Annotated in this window: 12 protein-coding genes and 1 pseudogene; 8 read left to right on the forward strand and 5 right to left on the reverse strand. The window is 45.9% G+C overall.

Annotated features, from left to right (window positions below; translation table 11 throughout):
• Window positions 1-251: 251 nt before the first annotated feature.
• The 4 genes from putP to AB4323_RS03670 all read right to left on the reverse strand — a co-directional run bounded on the left by putP (window position 252) and on the right by AB4323_RS03670 (window position 6,785).
• The gene (gene putP / locus AB4323_RS03655; RefSeq protein WP_065584497.1) at window positions 252-1,742 is read right to left on the reverse strand and encodes a sodium/proline symporter PutP; all 1,491 of its coding nucleotides are present in this window, start codon (window positions 1,740-1,742) and stop codon (window positions 252-254) included.
• Window positions 1,743-1,925: 183 nt separating this feature from the next.
• Window positions 1,926-2,630, reverse strand: a complete 705-nt coding sequence (locus AB4323_RS03660; protein WP_017065152.1) for a 1-pyrroline-5-carboxylate dehydrogenase — start codon at window positions 2,628-2,630, stop codon at window positions 1,926-1,928.
• 11 nt (window positions 2,631-2,641) lie between these two features.
• On the reverse strand, window positions 2,642-5,779 hold the full coding sequence (gene putA, locus AB4323_RS03665) for a bifunctional proline dehydrogenase/L-glutamate gamma-semialdehyde dehydrogenase PutA (RefSeq protein WP_372151648.1): 3,138 nt from the start codon (window positions 5,777-5,779) through the stop codon (window positions 2,642-2,644).
• A 181-nt stretch (window positions 5,780-5,960) separates the two neighbouring features.
• Window positions 5,961-6,785, reverse strand: a complete 825-nt coding sequence (locus AB4323_RS03670; protein WP_017065150.1) for an AraC family transcriptional regulator — start codon at window positions 6,783-6,785, stop codon at window positions 5,961-5,963.
• Window positions 6,786-7,025: 240 nt separating this feature from the next.
• Between AB4323_RS03670 and AB4323_RS03675 the strand changes: the two are divergent.
• Together AB4323_RS03675 and AB4323_RS03680 are read left to right on the forward strand one after the other, a co-directional pair.
• Window positions 7,026-7,202 (forward strand): annotated as a pseudogene (locus tag AB4323_RS03675) (SUMF1/EgtB/PvdO family nonheme iron enzyme); the annotation flags it as partial.
• Window positions 7,203-7,566: 364 nt separating this feature from the next.
• Window positions 7,567-8,349: a PAS domain-containing protein gene (locus AB4323_RS03680; RefSeq protein WP_372151650.1), complete on the forward strand. Its 783-nt coding sequence runs from the start codon at window positions 7,567-7,569 to the stop codon at window positions 8,347-8,349.
• A 102-nt stretch (window positions 8,350-8,451) separates the two neighbouring features.
• Here the strand turns inward: AB4323_RS03680 and pdxH are convergent, their stop codons facing one another.
• Complete coding sequence (gene pdxH, locus AB4323_RS03685) at window positions 8,452-9,087, reverse strand: pyridoxamine 5'-phosphate oxidase (protein ID WP_017061203.1); 636 nt, start codon at window positions 9,085-9,087, stop codon at window positions 8,452-8,454.
• Between the two features lie 167 nt (window positions 9,088-9,254).
• Between pdxH and AB4323_RS03690 the strand changes: the two genes are divergently transcribed.
• The 6 genes from AB4323_RS03690 to AB4323_RS03715 all read left to right on the forward strand — a co-directional run bounded on the left by AB4323_RS03690 (window position 9,255) and on the right by AB4323_RS03715 (window position 18,829).
• Window positions 9,255-11,177, forward strand: a complete 1,923-nt coding sequence (locus AB4323_RS03690; protein ID WP_372110384.1) for an ATP-binding protein — start codon at window positions 9,255-9,257, stop codon at window positions 11,175-11,177.
• A gap of 84 nt (window positions 11,178-11,261) precedes the next feature.
• Window positions 11,262-12,548, forward strand: a complete 1,287-nt coding sequence (locus AB4323_RS03695; protein ID WP_017066341.1) for a sigma-54 dependent transcriptional regulator — start codon at window positions 11,262-11,264, stop codon at window positions 12,546-12,548.
• A 112-nt stretch (window positions 12,549-12,660) separates the two neighbouring features.
• Window positions 12,661-14,052, forward strand: a complete 1,392-nt coding sequence (locus AB4323_RS03700; protein ID WP_017061206.1) for an HlyD family type I secretion periplasmic adaptor subunit — start codon at window positions 12,661-12,663, stop codon at window positions 14,050-14,052.
• Between the two features lie 59 nt (window positions 14,053-14,111).
• A complete protein-coding gene (locus AB4323_RS03705; protein ID WP_019823329.1) occupies window positions 14,112-14,780 on the forward strand; it encodes a transglutaminase-like cysteine peptidase in 669 nt (222 codons plus the stop codon).
• Between the two features lie 5 nt (window positions 14,781-14,785).
• Window positions 14,786-16,696, forward strand: a complete 1,911-nt coding sequence (locus tag AB4323_RS03710) for a LapD/MoxY N-terminal periplasmic domain-containing protein (protein ID WP_017061208.1) — start codon at window positions 14,786-14,788, stop codon at window positions 16,694-16,696.
• 18 nt (window positions 16,697-16,714) lie between these two features.
• Window positions 16,715-18,829: a type I secretion system permease/ATPase gene (locus tag AB4323_RS03715; protein WP_372123608.1), complete on the forward strand. Its 2,115-nt coding sequence runs from the start codon at window positions 16,715-16,717 to the stop codon at window positions 18,827-18,829.
• Window positions 18,830-18,881: the final 52 nt, after the last annotated feature.

Here is an 18,881-nt window from a genome sequence, read left to right on the forward strand (position 1 = left end):
TTCAAAAAATAGCCATTTTTCTATTTTATTTTTTGACATCAAACGCCACCAACAAGACAGACCTTTCATTTCTCGCTCAAGATCCTTCGCTTTCGATTTACATTGTAAACCCCCATTTCAATATCAGAAAACCTCGAATAAACTTAATTTGAAATAAGACAAAGGTCGTACTCACATAAAAAAATAGAGCCACCGAAGTGACTCTATTGTTCATGTCTTTTGCTAATTCATTGGTATTTTTACAATGTAAATTAGTCTAGCTCAACAAGGTTCTTCTCGAACTCAGCGTGTTGCTTCTTAACTTCGTCTTCTGGCTCGCCAGTGATTAGGCTCACGATAACGATAGAGATAGTTGATAGGATGATTCCCGGTACGATTTCGTAAACATCGAACCAACCGCCCGTGAACTGTTTCCAAAGTACAATCGTAACACCACCAACAACGATACCCGCTAGAGCGCCGTTACGGTTCATACGAGACCAGTATAGGCTCAACACGATAGCTGGACCAAATGCAGCACCGAAACCAGCCCATGCATAAGATACAAGGCCAAGAACTGAACTGTCTGGCGTCATCGCTAGCACAAGTGCAATTAGAGAGATTAGGATTACCGCGAAGCGGCCTACACGAACGATCTCTTCAGACGTTGCGTCTTTCTTCAGAATTTGCTTGTACAAGTCTTCTGCCATTGCAGATGAAGAAACAAGAAGCTGTGAATCAGCAGTACTCATGATTGCCGCTAGGATTGCAGCAAGTAGGATACCGGCGATGACTGGGTGGAACATTGCGTTAACAAGAAGCATGAAGATCTTCTCGCCATCGTCTAGTTTAGGCGCGCCGGAGTTAGTCACGTAGATTAGACCAACAAGACCTACTAGCATTGCACCAACCATAGACAGAGCAGACCATACCACCGCGATACGACGCGCTGTTGTTAGGTCTTTGTTGCTACGTGTTGCTTTGAAACGAGCAAGGATGTGTGGCTGACCGAAGTAACCTAGACCCCATGCCGCTAGCGAGATGATCGCGATAGCAGAAAGTGGCTCACCTTTCACATCATTCCATAGCGTGAGAAGCTCTGGGTTGATGTTGTGAAGATCAGTCGATAGCTGACCAAGACCACCGTTCATCGCTGCGATTGGTACAATCAATAGCGCAGCAGACATCAGCAGACCTTGAACCAAATCCGTCCAAGATACCGCAAGGAAACCACCAAATAGCGTGTAAGAAACCACACATACTGTACCGATGATTACCGCTGTTGTGTAATCTAGGCCGAATACTGTTTCAAACAATTTACCACCTGCTACCAAGCCAGAACTTGTGTAGAAAAGGAAGAATAAAAGGATAAAGAAAGCAGAAATTGTTTGGATCAGCTTAGAATTATCATTGAAACGACGAGATAGGAACTCAGGTAGCGTCAGTGACTCTGTTGTAATGCTGTAAGTACGCAGACGCTTAGCACTGATTAACCAGTTCGCCCAAGTACCAACTAGCAGGCCACCAGCAAGCCAGAATGCTTCAAAACCAGCAGCATAAGCGTAACCCGGTAGACCAAGTAGTAGCCAACCACTCATGTCTGATGCACCAGCAGAAAGTGCAGCAGGCCATGGGCCTAGCGAACGACCACCTAGGAAGTAGTCTGTCGAGCTAGAAGTACGTTTGTAAGCAATAACACCGATTGCCAGCATCATAATTAGATACGCAATGAACGTCGTCGTTATTGCAAAACTGTTTTCTATCATTTGATAGTCCTCATTTGTAAAAAGCCTTCCATGCCTAATGCAATGCAAGACACTCACCGTAAAGGCAAGCGAGTGCATTGAGTTAGGTATTGAGGCTCCAAGGCACTATGAGTTAAATCCAAAGATGGTGAAACCAACAATGGAGAAAACAAAAGTGCTTAGAGCCAATGTTACTGAAGGTTAGTGAGCTTCGCTTCCAAGTTCGAGCAAGGTCGCGTTACCGCCCACGGCTGTTATATTTATAGTTCGCGTACGCTCGGTAATGAAACGCAGCGATAAGTGTGGATCGTGAGCAACATGCATTGCTGTCAGATCCGTTTCAGCTACTAAACTGACGATGGCACCGTCACGCTTAGCAAGTTGTAAATTGATAGCTTGAGCCGTTTGTGAGTTACCTACGTAACCTGCGCTACGTACATCGCAAGACAGCAGCTGTTGAGCCGCGTCGTACGAAGCAACCTGCACCAAGTTCGTCGGTAAATTCGCTTGTTTCGCTGCATCAGCGATCAAGGTGTTGAATTGCACGTCATCACTGCACAATTGCACGCTGTTACCCGCTAATAGTGCTGCGGTAATCATCGCGGTTGCTGTTTGCAGTGCTGGCTCTTTGTCTTGGCAATCATCAACAATCACCAAAGCCACACCACGTCCTGCAGCATACAGCTCGTTTGTTTCACCAGTCGGGCCAGCCATTAGGTGCTGCTCAGAAAGCAGCGCAGAGGCCTGCTCTAGGTGATAAGTTGCCACTGCCGCCAAAGACGTAGATTGGCTTTCGATCTCTGATTTGAATGCAAGTACCTGAGCACTCTTATGATCAAAGTCGGTAAGATTCCATTGTTCCCACGCTAACAAAGCATCAGAAAAACCTGTCACTTGATGAACCATGATACTGCTCCTTATGCCTTGTCTTGTGATTGAGAAAAATGAACATCAGTAAAGCGGTATAGGTAGTGAGGACCACCCGCTTTAGGGCCAGTACCCGACAAACCTTGACCGCCGAATGGTTGAACACCAACAACAGCGCCCACTTGGTCACGGTTGATGTAGCAGTTACCCACACGAACGTGTTTTTCGATCCAACGGTAAGTTGTCTCGTTACGGCTGTGGATGCCCATGGTTAAGCCAAAACCGGTTTGGTTAATTTGGTCTACCACTTGCGCCAGTTCACTCGCTTTGAAGCGAACGATATGCAGTACAGGACCAAACTGCTCTTCTTTCAAACAGCTGATGTCATCGATTTCAAATGCACTTGGTGGAACAAAGTCACCATGTTCACAATCCGCTCCTAGAGAAAGTTGAGCCACTTTCTTCTGGGTCTTAGTCATATTTTCTAGGTGCGTCATCAACTTCTGCTTCGCGTTTTGGTCGATAACTGGGCCCACATCCGTTTTATGAAGATGTGGAATACCAACGCTTAGCTCATCCATCGCACCGTGAATTAGTCCAATCACGCGATCTGCAATGTCTTCTTGAATGTAAAGCACACGTAGCGCAGAACAACGTTGACCTGCTGAAGCAAAGGCAGAACGAATCACATCACGAACCACTTGTTCAGGCAGTGCAGTACTGTCGACGATCATCGCGTTCTGACCACCGGTTTCCGCGATAAACGGTACTGGTTTAGCGTTGCGGCTTGCTAGTGACACGTTAATGCGTTGTGCAGTTGGGGTTGACCCCGTGAAGGCAACGCCTGCAATCGCATCGTGGCTAGTTAGCGCACTGCCGATCTCTGCACCACGACCAGGTAGAAGTTGAATCGTGCCAGCAGGGAAGCCCGCTTCATTCATCAGTTCAACCGCGCGAGCCGCAATTAAGCTTGTTTGTTCTGCAGGCTTAGCCACAACCGTGTTACCCGCAACTAAAGCTGCTGTAATTTGGCCAAGGAAAATCGCTAGAGGGAAGTTCCAAGGGCTAATACAAACGAACACGCCACGACCTTGTCGAGAAGCAATTCGTGTTTGGCCATCAAAACCTTTTAGTTCGAAACCTTGTAGGTTATCCGCTTGTTTTGCGTAGTAACGACAGAAGTCGACAGCTTCACGCACTTCATCAACGCTGTCGTGAATCGTCTTACCCGCTTCTTGATGACAAATCGCCACCAGCTCAGCTAGGTTGTCTTCCATCAGGTCAGCTAACTTATCAAGCGCTGCCGCTTTGGTTTCAACCGATGTTGCGTTCCAATCAGCGAATGCAGCGTCTGCACCAGTGATCGCTGCGGAAACATGATCAAGGTTAGCGAAAGCCACCTGACCCACATTAATTCGACGATCATAAGGTGCAGTCACTTGCTCAACGTTCTGATCAGCCTTGATCATGCTTTCGGCAAGAGATTCACCGTTGATCACTGGGCCAGCAGTCCATTGATTGTTCAAAAAGCCTTTTACTTGCTCTTCAAACTGATGCGCTTCGCTTTCGATATCAATGTTCACACCGTATGAGTTCTTACGCTCAGGGAATACCGCTGGCGGCAGAGGAATCTTAGTGTTGTTCAATGTATCGAATGCCAGAAGCATATCGACTGGGTGTTGAGTCAGCTCTGCCACAGGGCAACGTGCATCAACTAGACGGTGTACAAACGAGCTGTTTGCGCCGTTTTCTAGCAAGCGACGTACTAGGTATGGCAGTAGATCTTTGTGGCTGCCAACCGGTGCGTAAATACGTACTGACTGTTGGTAAGCTTCCATCGCATGGTTGTAAAGCGAGTCACCCATGCCGTGTAAGCGTTGGAATTCAAAGTCTTTATGATCGGTCATTACTGCAATAGCAGAAACTGTATGAGCGTTGTGGCTCGCAAACTGCGGGAAGATATTGCCGCGAACACTTGGGCTCAATAGGTAACGCGCACATGCAAGGTAAGCTACGTCTGTCGCTTCTTTACGTGTGTAAACTGGGTAATCAGTAAAGCCAGCTTGTTGGGACCATTTGATTTCGCTGTCCCAGTAAGCGCCTTTTACCAAGCGAAGCGGGATTAAATCGCCCTGCTCTTTCGCTAAGCGGTTTAGCCATACTAGAACCGGTAGTGCACGCTTTGAGTAAGCTTGAATAACCAGACCAAATTTACCCCAACCTTTTACAAGGTCAGTGCGGTACAGTTTTTCGAATAATTTAAGAGAAAGCTCTAGGCGATCCGCTTCTTCCGCATCAATCGTAATCGCAACATCGAGCTCTACTGCACGGCGCAATAGCTGCTCTAGCGTGTCGCAAAGTTCAGTCAGTACGCGGTCTTCGTTCGCCACTTCGTAACGAGGATGAAGTGCAGAAAGCTTGATAGACACAGATGGCGCTGGGCTAGATTTTGAAGAGACATAAGTGTCTCGACCTACGGCTTCAATCGCCATTAGGTAATCTTTAAAGTACTTATTTGCGTCAGCTGTGGTCAGTGCTGCTTCACCTAGCATGTCGTATGAGTAGGTAAAGCCTTTGTCGCGCATCGACTTACCGTTCTTTTGCGCTTCAGCAATGCTGCGGCCAAGAACAAATTGGTGACCCATCACTTTCATCGCTTGGTGCATCGCTTTACGAATTACCGGCTCAGAAAGCTTGTTCACTAAACGGTTAACCGCTTGTCCAGCACTCTGCTCGTTCGATGAAAGTCCAACCACCTTGCCTGTTAGCATTAAGCCCCAAGTTGAAGCGTTAACAAAAACCGAATCAGAATTCTTTAGGTGAGACTTCCAATCCGCAACGCTTAGCTTGTCGCGAATCAGTGCATCAGCCGTTGCTGAATCAGGAATACGCATCAAGGCTTCCGCCAGACACATCAGCAAGATGCCCTCTTGAGTATCTAAGCTGTATTCAAGCAACAGTGCATCGATCATCTGGATAGAAGTCTTATCCGCACGGATAGCTTCGATCAAAGAAGTCGTTTTGTCTGTGATTTGCTGCTTTTCAGACTCAGAAGGGGTAGCTAGTGGCAGAAGTTGCTCTAGCCATTGGGTTTCATCCACCATATATAATGGTGAGATAAGCGTCCAAAGATCAGCAAGCGACTGCTCATTGAATTCTGGCTTTAACACATCAGTAGCTGTAAACATGCGTTTTCCTTAATCTCACACCCGAAAAGAGTTCGGGATCTCTACAATGGCTGCAGTGTATTTAGAGTATATAAGGATTACTTGTCAAAAACTCCGAGTTTTTTGCTAAAAACTCGCTTTATTAACAAAACAAACACAAGGTCACATATGAAACTTTAAAATAATATGCCGTTTTGTTTCACTATTTAACAGAAATTTTCTTTTTGTATTGGGATGGTGACATGCCTTGAAGGCGTGAAAAGGTGTGAGTAAAGGAAGATTGACCGGAGAAACCAGCCAGTTCAGCGACCTGACCAAGGCTTAGATTACCTTGTTCAATTAAACGACGAGAACGGTCGATGCGCTTGCCAAGAACGTACTGGTGAGGGGTAATGCCCATTTGCTCTTTGAATAACATATGGAACTGGCTTTCACCCAAGAACACACTACCCGCAAGCTGCGCGACGGAGATCTTGTTTGCTAAATGCTGTTCTATGTAGCGATCCAACGCTTCAAGATCAAAGCGTGAATCTTTGATTGAGGTTTCAAATGCCGAGATGTGCCTTTGCATCAATGCAATCACCGTATCATTGCACGCACGGCTTAATAACAGATCATCAGGACTGGCCTGCATCTCTTGCACCAACATATGGATAAGCTTTTGAATTTGCGCATCTAATTGGAAGTAGACGTTCGATGATTCTAACTGGTTAATCTTCTCTAGCATCAGAGGGTCATCATCGGTTGGCATAGGCATGTTGAGCACGAGAATATCCGACTGACCAACCACTCCGCCGAAAGCATGATCAGAGCTCGCTGTCACCACACAACCTTGTCCTGGGCCAACAAGATTCCCCTTACCACTCACTTCAAATTCCGCCTGACCTTTTAAACCAATCACCACCTGAGAATAATGGTGATCGTGGCAATCCATATGCGATGGCAAAGTGATGATCTCAGCAGGACGAGGGCCAGTAAGGCCTAGCGGAGAAAGGTCTAGGTTAGGAAAGGGTAAAGGTTTAGACATGACAGAAAAATACTCGGGTCAACATAGTAAGAATAATACTCTTAAATGCGCATAAGATGAATTTGTAAATGCTCATGAGAGTTATTTGCTCGCGAGAATGAAAAGATCATTATCGCGATCATCTTGATCATGCCTCCGGAAAGATGATCAAGAGTGTACAAACTACGGGCATTGTAAAACCAATCGTTCCGGCGAGTTTAGGGACTTCACAAGCAATCACACGAACACGAAAAACATTTTACAGGCTTCTACGACATGGTGGGTAATGTATGGGAATGGACAACCGTTCAGAAAGGCCTCGCGAAGGGTGGCGCGTGGAGCTTCTCTCCTGAAGAGGCAAAGGTGTTTAACGAACTGTACGTACCGCCTTCAACGGCAGCAAACTATCTAGGATTCCGAGTAGTACGAGAGCTCTAGGCTCCCTGTCACAGGCTCAAAATCCCAAATATTTACTCTAGGTTCTCAATTATCACATTGAGCAGCATTTATAGGGGAATTCCCCCCTTATGCATAAGCACTCCTAGGAGTAGATTCGTCGATAGAGTAGTAAGTCACTCTGGGTATCAAATTGATGCCTCAGTTTAATTTACCTGACCCTCGTAAATTAGACTGAAAATCTTCTACATGTCGACAAGGCATATCTTGTCTTTAGCCAGCCCCTCTTCAGGCTGGTTTTTTTTTGCCTGATTATCACCCTTTATGCCCATCGATTCTCCGTGATTGACACAGTTAGTCAGCAGTCCGTTTAACTGTCAGTCCCCCCTTATTTTTCGTACTCTAATTGCCATTGCAGCGCTATAAGAAACTGATATTATTGCAACATCGCAACACACGAGATAAAACCTTGCCAGATCCACTCAACTCCATACATCGTTCTTTATTCGAACAACTTCCAGGCTGCTGGGGCTGCAAAGATACTGACTCGGTCTTCGTGTATGCCAACCTTGCTTACAACCAATTGATTGGCTTAAAACCCAATGAGACTTGTACTGGCTTGACCGACTTCGAGATGCCCAGTCAAACCACTGAGTGCGCACAAGATTTCAGGGCTCAAGACAAACATGTAATGGATACACGCAGTACCCTTAAGATTCTCGATATTCACCCCTATCCAGACGGACGCTGGCACGCCCATATCTTTACCAAAACCCCTTGGCTTGATGATGACGACAACGTCCAAGGCACCATCTTCTATGGCCAAGAGCTTACCGATACCGCGATCTTAGAGGTTGGTCATTGGGTTTGTCAGGCCACAGGAACAAAAGGCAATCAGGCATCGCTTGCGGGGTCAGAGCCGCGTGTGTCTAAACTGCAAAAGCGGCTGACTTCGAGAGAATCAGAGGTGCTGTTCTTACTGCTTTTCGGCAAGAAACCACAGTACATCGCGTCGACGTTAAACATTTCAATCAAAACGGTCGAAGGTCATGTCGCTAGATTGAAACAGAAGTTTGATGCACGCAGTAAAAGCCAATTGATTGAGTATGCGTTGGATTCAGGATTGGGCTCAGTGATCCCAGAAACTCTGCTCAAAAAACAGATCTCCGTTGTTCTGCACAGTGACTGATTGACTGTTCAGCTGAAAATCCAGACAAAAAAATGCCGTTGATTTGATCAGTCTAATCAACGGCACTTTTGGATCTGTTAAGCAGCTAAGCGATCAAGCAGCCTAAGGCGCTAGACGATCAATATCCCAACTGTTGTCTTGGCGAGAGAACAAGAAACGGTCGTGCAAGCGGTGTTCACCACCCTGCCAGAACTCAATGCTATCAACACGAACTCGGAAGCCACCCCAGAAAGAAGGCACGGGAATCTCGCCTTTGGCAAACTTCTGTTTAAGCTCTAGATACTTACCTTCTAAAATCCCACGCGCTGAGATGCGGCTACTCTGCTTACTTGCAATCGCGGCCAATTGGCTCTCTTTTGGACGTGACGAGAAGTACTTCATATTTTCCATAGCCGTCAGCTTTTCAGCCGTGCCCGTAATATGAACTTGTCGCTCAAGTGGATGCCAAGGAAAGTGCAAACTGATTTTGCTGTTGTGCTCAAGCTGGTGCGCTTTACGGCTACCTAGGTTGGTGTAAAAAACGAAACCGTCTTTATCCACATTCTTCAGCAGAACAATGCGTTGGAATGGCTGACCATTTTCATCAACCGTAGCAACTGTCATGGCAGTAGGGTCCGTCAACTTCGCTTCAATGGCTTGCTCTAGCCATAGGTTGAATTGCTCAATCGGGTCTGCGGCCAAGTCTTTACGTCTCAATCCACCCTTAGCGTATTCGCGACGAATATCTGTCAGTTCCATTTGGTTGCTCCTTTTAATTTTTTTGTGATTTTGCGCCGTAATCCTTTGAAACACAAGTCTAAGCCATGGTTTTGTCTCACAGAAGGTGCTCTGTGTTAACAAGATCTCGGTACTCTCTCCATCATATTGATAATCTTTATACAAACCGATGACAAGCTGAGATGCGAGTGACCAAAATACTGCCTAACCTAATGACGCCCTTTGTTTTATTCTCATTGTTATTGGGAGCTGCAGGGCTGACCGCAACCCACTTTATGGCAGTACAATTCCAAGAAAAAATCGTCACTCAGCAACTCGATGAAGCGGCGAATAAAGCCAATCTACAAATCGATTCTGAACTGGATAAATTCAAACAAATCCCGGATTTGCTCAGTCATGACCCGCGCTTGCTCTCTTATTTTGACTCATCACAACGAGCAAACAAGATTTCCGCTGCGCAGCTCAATCAATTGCTGTTTGAATGGTCGAATCAAAGCCAAGCCGACACCATCTATATTCATGACCCGAGCGGTACTGTGGTCGCTTCCAGTAATTACCAAAAGCCTCGTACCTTTGTAGGTGAGAACTTCTCGTTTCGTCCCTACTTTGCTTCTGCCATTCAAGGTAACAACACACAATATGTCGCGCTAGGCGCTCGTTCGAACGTACGCGGTTATTTTCTGTCTTCACCGCTGTATGTTGAGAATCACATTGTGGGGGTTATCACCGTAAAAGTGAGTTTAGAAAACCTCGAAAACATCCTGACCAGCGACGACTTTGAGATCGTAGTACTCGACTCGAACCAAGTGGTCTTTCTATCAAGCCAAGCTCCATGGCTTTATCATTCACTGTTGCCATTAACGCAGCAACAACAAACGGATATCGCACTTCAACGCCAATACGGTCAAAGCGAAATTTCGATCATCGAAGCCTTTCGTTCTTCAAGATCTCAGTCAGAAGCTAGCAACGCCAATCAATCTAGCAACCTTCAATCCAATGAAATCCGAAAAGAGCTCACCGCCAACCAGTTATTCAAGCTTGGTGCTTTTAATCTTTACCCCGCTACCATCAGCAACAACCAGTACCAAGTCGTCGCCCTAAAAGAGACCAGAGCTGAACTTATTAAAATCTTTCAGATCGATGTCATCTTCGTAGTGATTTACAGCTTGGTGATGCTCATCGCTTGGTCGTGGCGCCAGACTTATCTCGCGAAAGTGGCGTTGACCCGACTCAACCAAAACCTAGAACAAACCGTAGATAAACGTACCCACTACTTGAAGCAATCCAATCAACAGCTGCAACAAACCCTTTTTCAATACCAAGAGTCGCAATCCAAGTTGAAACAGACAGAGCAAGAGCTGACACAAACCGCGAAATTAGCGGTACTCGGTGAGCTGTCAGCCAGCATTAACCACGAAATCAACCAACCGCTTGCAGCACTGCGAACCTACAGTGAAAACAGCTTAAAGCTACTGGAAATGGAACGAACCGATTTAGTGAAAAGCAATCTTGAGAAAATGATTGGCCTCAACAACACCATTACCGACATCATCGCGCGACTCAAAGTCTTTACTCGCAAGGTCACCAAACAAGAACATCATGTGGCGAACCTGCATCAAGCGGTCAATAACGCCACTAGCATTCTCAGTGCGCTGATGATCAAGCAAGGCATTACGCTAAGGCTAAGCACGGTGCCAGATGACATCAATATTGCGATTCATCCAACCGAACTCGAACAAGTACTAGTGAACCTGATTCACAACGCGATTCAAGCGCTGCAACAACAAGTTCTTGAACAGAAAATCTTGCAGGAGCAACAAAACCTGGAAAGCGTTGACCAACAGGCTAGCCCACAGATAGGCATCGAATGGCAACTTCATCACAACTCTTGTCAGCTGATCATTTGGGATAACGGAATTGGCATGCCAGATGACAAACTAGAACAGCTGTTCGACCCGTTTTTTACCACCAAACCGGAAGGTTTAGGGCTAGGGCTTTCAATATCGAAACGGATTATTGAAGCGTATCACGGCACGATCAGCGCGAACCGGTTAGAGCCTTCAGGCATGGTATTCTCGCTAAACATCCCGTTATATAACGATAAGCGCTAACACACCGTTGTTATTGTTAACGGAAAACGAATTTCACATTACTGCTAATCTCACCTACAGCTAAGGAATCGGCTTTTGCACTCTATGCCTAAACTCTATTTTGTCGACGATGAACCCGCCATTCGAGACTCGGTAGAACAAGCCATGCTCATTGAAGGTATCGATATCGTCGGCTTTCCCAATGCTATTGAGGCATTAAAGAAAATAGATACCACGCAAGCCGGAATTGTCATCACCGATATTCACATGCCGGTAATGGATGGCATTCAATTAACGCAAAAGTTGCTGAGCCAAAATCCTCATTTTCAGGTCATCGTACTTACCGGACATGGTGACGTGCAAACCGCGGTATCAGCGATGAAAGCCGGTGCTTACGATTTTCTGGAAAAGCCATTTGTGGTCGATGCCCTACTCACTGCCGTTAAAAAAGCCGCAGATAAGCTCGCACTGGTTGAAGAGAACAACCTATTGCGTAAAGAGTTGGCAATGCAAAATCAGGTTGGCCCGAAACTGATTGGTCAATCACCATCAATGCAGGCATTACGCCGAGAATTGATCACCCTAGATACCAAAACTAACCCACTTCTATTATTTGTTGGTGATTTAGGGACGGGGAAAAGGGTCACAGCACAATACACCCATGATTTACACAGTCATCAAACCGCGGAGCTTTGCCCTGTCGCTGCGTTTAATTTGCCACGCAGTGACGAAGCGACATTCCATCAGTTTATTTTGCAACTGTTCTTGAAGCATCAAGGTGGAACACTCTATATCCATGAGACAGAAGCACTAACTCAGGATCAATGGCTGTGGTTAGCGAACCTAAAACCTACTCTACTTCGTGAAAACTCATGCAAGACCAATGCAACTTGTATCATTATCGCAACTACAGTAGTTCCTACTACAATTACAGGTGAACTGCGCCGATTTAATTTACTACCCTTGGCGCAAAGAACGGAAGATATTGGCTCTTTGTTCAAACACTTTGCTCGTGGTGCAGCCAGTCGCTATCAACTGCCGCCACCCGTCATTACAGAAAAAGAGATTCAGCGACTCATTGCAACGCATTGGACTGAGAACATTCGTCAGCTTCGCCAACATGCTGAACTCAGAGTGCTGACTCAAATTAAGCAGCCGTCGCTCGACAGCGATACTGATGAGCAAAATGAACTCGATATGAGCATTGAAGAGCAACAACAGTCGTTGAACCAACGCACCGATAGCTTTGAACAAATTATCTTGATTGAGGCGCTACATCGCCATCAAGGTCGTTTAAAAGAGGTACAACAAGAGCTGCAGGTGTCGCGAAAAACACTGTATGACAAACTAAGAAAGCACCAACTCGATAAAACAGATTTCAAGAACCGATAAGTCTTAAAAAATATATAAATTCAAAGATTTAAATGAGCAAAATCTTAACATTTATCAAAAGTAAGAATACACTCAATAGGCTTGCACTTTTATTTAGCGAACAAGGACTGTTATGAGTCAGAAAAATTTCAGCAAATTGAACGAGACCGAGCTTGAGTATGTCGATGATAAAACAGCGGCACTACTCCTCAATACGCCCACCAGTGCGCGAATTATGTTGTGGGTGATCGTTCTGTTTTTTATTGCTGCTATTGGGTGGTCTGCATGGGCAGAGATCGACAAAGTTACCGTTGGCCAAGGCAAAGTGATCCCCTCCTCTCAGATCCAAGTGGTACAAAACCTTGAAGGTGGCTTGGTTAAAGAAATCTTAGTTAAAGAAGGCCAACGCGTTCAAAAAGGTCAACAACTGCTGTTAATCGATGACACACGATTCCGTTCTGACTTCCGCGAACGTGAACAACAAGTCGCGAACTTGACCGCCAACGTGTTAATGCTTTCCGCTTCCCTGACCAGTGTTGTCATCAATGAAGAATTCTCTGAAAAAGAATGGAAGAAAAGTGTCACTCTCGATTATGGCAAGCTTGCGTTCCCACCTAAATTCTATGAACTTCAACCTCAACTGGTTAATCGTCAAAAAGCAGAATACCGTCAAGATCTCAATAATCTGAGAAACCAGCTTTCCGTTTTTGATCAACAAGTTGAACAGAAACAGCAAGACCTAGTTGAGATTAAAGCGCGTGTTCGAAACCTAAAACAGAGCTACCAGTTTGCTCGCCAAGAACTGGATATCACCAAACCTCTCGCCGATGAAGGGGTGGTACCACGAATTGAATTACTTAAACTGCAAAGACAAGTGAACGACACTCGCCGAGAAATGACTTCGAGCGAGCTAAAAATTCCTCTTTTACGCTCAGCAATCAAAGAATCCATGCTCAGCCGTATTGACGCCGCACTGAACTTCCGCTCCGAACAACAAGAAAAACTCAATCAAGCCCAAGACAAGCTCTCTGCAATGACCGAATCTGCCGTTGGCCTAGAAGACAGAGTAAACCGTACCGTGGTGGTTTCTCCTGTAACAGGCACCGTTAAAACATTGGGTATTAATACTGTCGGCGGGGTTATCCAACCGGGTATGGACATCGTTGAGATTGTACCAACAGAAGACTCTCTATTGGTTGAAGCGAAAATCGCCCCGCAAGATATCGCGTTCCTACGCCCAGAATTGACTGCCATCGTTAAATTCAGTGCTTATGACTTCACTAAGTACGGTGGTCTAGAAGGCGTGTTAGAGCACATCAGTGCCGATACCACTCAAGATGAAGAAGGCAATAGCTTCTATATCGTGCGCGTGCGCACCGAAAAACACAATTTTGGACAGAACGAAGAGTTGCCAATCATTCCAGGTATGACCGCCTCTGTCGATATCATCACGGGTAAAAGAACCGTGCTTGAGTACATGTTGAAGCCACTATTAAGCGCTCAAAACAATGCACTAAAAGAGTAATGACGTTTGATGTTTGATAACGCCTTTCAATACACAGCAAATAGACAAGAGCAGAGGCTATGAAGTCTCGGATTTCGCTATTGCTGCTGGTCCTCACCTCTTTCACCTCTGTGGCGCTCAACAAGAGCGACCAACGGTGGATAGATGCAGTGACCAAAACCTACGGCGATAGAGCCGGAAAGCGAGTGGCAACATGGCGCTCAAATATGACGTCATACGACGGATTAAGTGAAAAAGAGAAGCTCAGGTCGGTGAACCAGTTCTTCAACCAGATGTACTTTGTCGATGACAACATACTGTGGGGAAAGAATGACTACTGGGCAACACCACTGGAATTTTTAGGCAGCAACGCCGGTGATTGTGAAGACTTCACAATCGCAAAATACTTCTCTTTGCTTGAACTGGGCGTCCCAGATAAGAAATTACGATTAGTGTACGTAAAAGCACTGGAACTAAACCAGTTCCACATGGTGTTAGCTTACTACTCAACACCGAGTGCAGAGCCATTAATTTTGGACAACTTAAACCCTGAAATTAAACGCGGTTCCAAACGCCCAGATCTAAGACCAATTTACAGTTTTAACGGTAAAAACCTTTGGTTGATCAAGTCGGCAGCAGGCAGCGGCAAGTTGGCAGGGAAATCTTCAAGATTGAGCTTATGGAACGACTTACGTTCACGTGAGCGCTCTCTAAAATTAAACAAACCCATTATCAATTACGATGAGTAGGTACAATGACTTTATATAAACAGCTTGTGGTCGGGATGGTTGCAGTGTTCATACTGCTGATGACGTCAGTTTTTATGATCGAATTCAATACCACCCGTGGATACTTAGAGGAGCAGCAACGCTCTGAGGTAAGTAATACCATTAATACTGTTGGACTGGCTCTCGCCCCTTACCTAGAAGAAAAGGACAAGGTGGCAGTGGAGTCTGTTATCAACGCCCTGTTTGATGGCAGTTCTTACTCAGTCGTTCGATTGATCTTTCTCGATAGCGGTGAAGACATTCTCCGCTCATACCCTGTAAAGCCAACTGGCGTACCAGAGTGGTTTACCAACCTAAACCTGTTCGAGCCTGTTCATGACCGCCGCGTGATCACCAGTGGCTGGATGCAATTGGCCGAGGTCGAGATCGTAAGTCACCCAGGCCCTGCCTACGATCAACTTTGGCAAGCATTCATCCGCTTACTGAGCATATTTGGCACGATCTTCTTGCTCGGTTTAGTGTCTATCTCTTGGATCCTTAAGCGCGCTTTACGCCCGCTCTCGTTGATCATTACCAAGATGGATCAGATCGCCAAGAATCAGTTTGGCGAACCTCTGGCTCGTCCAAAGACAAAAGATCTCACCTTGGTTGTCGATGGTATCAACCACATGTCGACTCAAGTTGAACTGGCATTTAAAAACCAAGCGAAAGAAGCTCAGAAGTTACGTGAAAGAGCATATATCGACCCTGTATCTCAGCTAGGTAACCGTGCTTACTACATGTCTCAGTTAACTCAATGGTTAGAGGAGTCGAGCTTAGGTGGTTTAGCGGTACTTAAAGCGGAGTTTATCAGTGAAGAGTACGATGAAAAGGGCTATCAAGAAGGTGATGCCTTGGTTCATCAACTGGCTGAACAGCTGCAAGCTTCAATTTCATCTCCAGATATCACCATCGCTCGTATTTCTAGTGACGAGTTCGGTTTCATCATGCCAAACATTGATGAGAGCGAACTGAAACTTGTCGCGAGCAGCATCGTAAACTGTATCCAGAGCCTAGGTTCAGACCCAACAGGCACTGCGAATCCACATATTGCTCTTGGTGTGACCTACAGCAACAAGCGTAAAACCAGTACTGAAATCATGTCGCTGGTGGATAACGCACTCTCAAGTGCCAAGGCGAATCGAGAACTTGCTTACGGCTACGTAACCGCAGACGATCACGGCGCAGTGATGGGCAAACAACAATGGCGTATGTTGGTTGAAGAAGCGATCATCAACGACCTCATTACCTTCCGTCTGCAGGCTGCAAACAATGCCTTTGGTAAAACGTATCACCAAGAGGTGTTCTCTGCGATTGAAAAAGATGGCGTGCGTTACGGTGCTAACCAGTATCTATACGCGCTAGAACAGCTTGAAATGAGCCACATTCTCGACCAATACGTTATTGAGAAGATGGTTGAAAAGCTCAATGCAAAAGAAGTAACCAGCCCAGTCGCTATTAATCTCTCGCCAAGCAGTATATCTCAACCAAGCTTCATCCGTTGGATCGGTAAGACGCTTGAACAGAATGCTTCAATCGCTCACCTGTTGCACTTTGAGATTCCAGAAAACTGCTTCATCAACGTTCCGCACTACACGGCACTTTTGTGTAACACCATTCGCAACGCTGAAGCGGTGTTTGGTGTCGATAACTACGGACGTAACTTCCAATCACTGGATTACATCAACGAATACCGTCCAAGCTATGTGAAGCTAGATTACCTGTTCACACATAACCTTGATGACGAAAAACAGAAGTTTACCTTAACGTCGATCTCTAGAACCGCTCACAACCTAGGCGTCACCACCATCGCGTCTCGAATAGAAACTCAGACTCAGCTAGATATTCTGTCTGATAACTACGTAGAAGTGTTCCAAGGCTTCATTGTTGATAAATAGTTGTAAGGGTTATCTCACATGCAAGATCCACTATTGAACTCACTGATCTACGTTAGCCGGTATTACGGGTTAGCTAACTCGCCCGAAGCGTTGATCAATGGGCTACCACTATCCGATGGAAAGCTAACCCCTTTCCTATTCCCACGCTCTGCTGAACGAGCAGGATTAGTGGCAAAAGAAAACCGTTCCGACTTAGAAAAGATTCCTCACCTGATACTGCCTGCGGTCTTACTACTTAAACAAGGTGAGGCGTGCGTTCTCAACAGTATCGATTTAGAGAAGCAAGAAGCGGAAATCATTACTGCGGAAAGCGGAATGGTGCCAATCATCATTCCTGTCGAAGAGCTGAAAGAACAATTCATCGGCCGCTACTTCTTGGTAAAGAAACAGTTCCGTTATGATGAACGTTCACCAGAAGTTCTAAAAACACGTAAAGGGCATTGGTTTTGGAGCACGATTTGGGAATCTAAAAACATCTACCGAGATGTGTTGATTGCCTCCATTCTTATCAACATCTTCGCGATTGCCGCGCCGATGTTTACACGCTTGGTGTACGACAAGGTAGTTCCCAACCTCGCCTTTGAAACTTTGTGGGTGCTGGCAAGTGGTATCTTTGTCGTGTTCCTATTCGATTTGCTGCTCAAATTGATGCGCAGCTACTTCATTGACGTTGCCGGTAAGAAATCCGATATTCTCATTTCCTCCAAACTGTTCAGTAAAGTACTGGGGATTCGTATGGAAGCGAAGCCTGCTTCTGTCGGTGCTTTCGCTAAAAACTTGCAAGAGTTCGAATCCATTCGTGAATTCTTTACCTCTGCAACCATTGGCTCGTTAATCGACCTCCCCTTCGCACTGATGTTCTTAGCGCTAATTTGGTTAATGGCTGGAAACCTTGTGTTTGTTCCCGTTGCTGGCGTGGTCATTTTGATCGTCTATGCATTGCTAATCCAAGGTCCACTGCGCCGTACCATTGAGGAAGGCTCTCGTCTTGCTTCGCAGAAGTACGCGAACTTAATCGAGAGTTTGGCAGGGTTAGAGACGGTTAAGCTGTTCAGTGCGCAAAGCCAATTCCAATTCCGTTGGGAAGAAGCCGTTGCTCACATGGCGAATTGGAATATCAAAAGTCGACGCATCACTGACAGCATCCAAAACACCGCCGGCTTTGTTCAGCAAAGTACTAACGTTGGTATGATCATCTTTGGCGTGTATCTAATTGCAGAAGGTGAACTTACGATGGGTGGCTTGATCGCTGCAACCATGTTGAGCGGCCGAGCGATTGGCCCGCTTGTTCAACTGTCTTTGCTTTCGACTCGTTACAACCAAGCGAAGTCATCAATGACTCTGATTGAGCAAGTCATGTCGATGCCAGATGAACAAGAAGAAGGTAAGCGCTACATCCACCGCCCTATTATTCAAGGTCATATCTCGCTCGACAAAGTGACGTTCCACTACCCTGATTCGCCCGTGGCTTCTATCAGAGATTTAACTCTGCATATTAAACCCGGTGAGAAAGTGGCGATCATTGGACGTATCGGTTCAGGTAAAACCACACTAGAACGTCTGATTATGGGCCTCTACAAGCCCACAGAGGGCCATGTACGCATTGATGACACCGATATGGAACAACTGCATCATGTCGACGTACGACGCAATATAGGCTGTGTGCCGCAAGACAGTAACTTGTTCTACGGTTCGGTAAGAGACAACATTACTTTAGGTCGCCCTTTAGTAGATGACCGTGACGTGATGGATGCAGCAAACCGTGCAGGGGTAACCGCGTTTACTCAACAAGATCCGGCAGGTTTGGAACGCCAAGTGGGTGAAGGTGGTGCCTTGCTGTCTGGTGGTCAACGTCAGTCAATTGCCATTGCTAGAGCCTTCCTTGGCCGTCCGCCAGTGTTGTTGATGGATGAGCCGACCAGTGCTATGGATAACCGTTCAGAGATGCACATCAAACACCAACTTAACCAATTGCTACCAAGCGAGACGTTAATTCTGATTACACACAAAACGTCGATGTTGGACATTGTCGATCGAGTGATCGTAATGGAGAAAGGCTGCATCATTGCAGATGGTCCAAAAGCACAGGTTCTTTCAGACCTTAAACAAGGTCGAGTGAGAGCAGTAAGCTAGAGTGCTCAAGCTACCTAAATAAATCATTATCAGTAGAAACCAAAAGGGGAGC

The sequence above is a fragment of the Vibrio sp. 10N.261.52.C11 genome, from assembly GCF_041471405.1.
Taxonomy (GTDB): Bacteria; Pseudomonadota; Gammaproteobacteria; order Enterobacterales; family Vibrionaceae; genus Vibrio; species Vibrio crassostreae_C.

Bases quoted from the DNA above. Each gene is read 5' to 3' on its own strand.
- putA (WP_372151648.1), bottom strand. From the start codon at position 5,779: ATGTTTACAGCTACTGATGTGTTAAAGCCAGAATTCAATGAGCAGTCG.
- AB4323_RS03670 (WP_017065150.1), bottom strand. From the start codon at position 6,785: ATGTCTAAACCTTTACCCTTTCCTAACCTAGACCTTTCTCCGCTAGGC.
- AB4323_RS03700 (WP_017061206.1), top strand. From the start codon at position 12,661: ATGAGTCAGAAAAATTTCAGCAAATTGAACGAGACCGAGCTTGAGTAT.
- AB4323_RS03710 (WP_017061208.1), top strand. From the start codon at position 14,786: ATGACTTTATATAAACAGCTTGTGGTCGGGATGGTTGCAGTGTTCATA.
- pdxH (WP_017061203.1), bottom strand. From the start codon at position 9,087: ATGGAACTGACAGATATTCGTCGCGAATACGCTAAGGGTGGATTGAGA.
- AB4323_RS03660 (WP_017065152.1), bottom strand. From the start codon at position 2,630: ATGGTTCATCAAGTGACAGGTTTTTCTGATGCTTTGTTAGCGTGGGAA.
- AB4323_RS03715 (WP_372123608.1), top strand. From the start codon at position 16,715: ATGCAAGATCCACTATTGAACTCACTGATCTACGTTAGCCGGTATTAC.
- AB4323_RS03705 (WP_019823329.1), top strand. From the start codon at position 14,112: ATGAAGTCTCGGATTTCGCTATTGCTGCTGGTCCTCACCTCTTTCACC.
- AB4323_RS03695 (WP_017066341.1), top strand. From the start codon at position 11,262: ATGCCTAAACTCTATTTTGTCGACGATGAACCCGCCATTCGAGACTCG.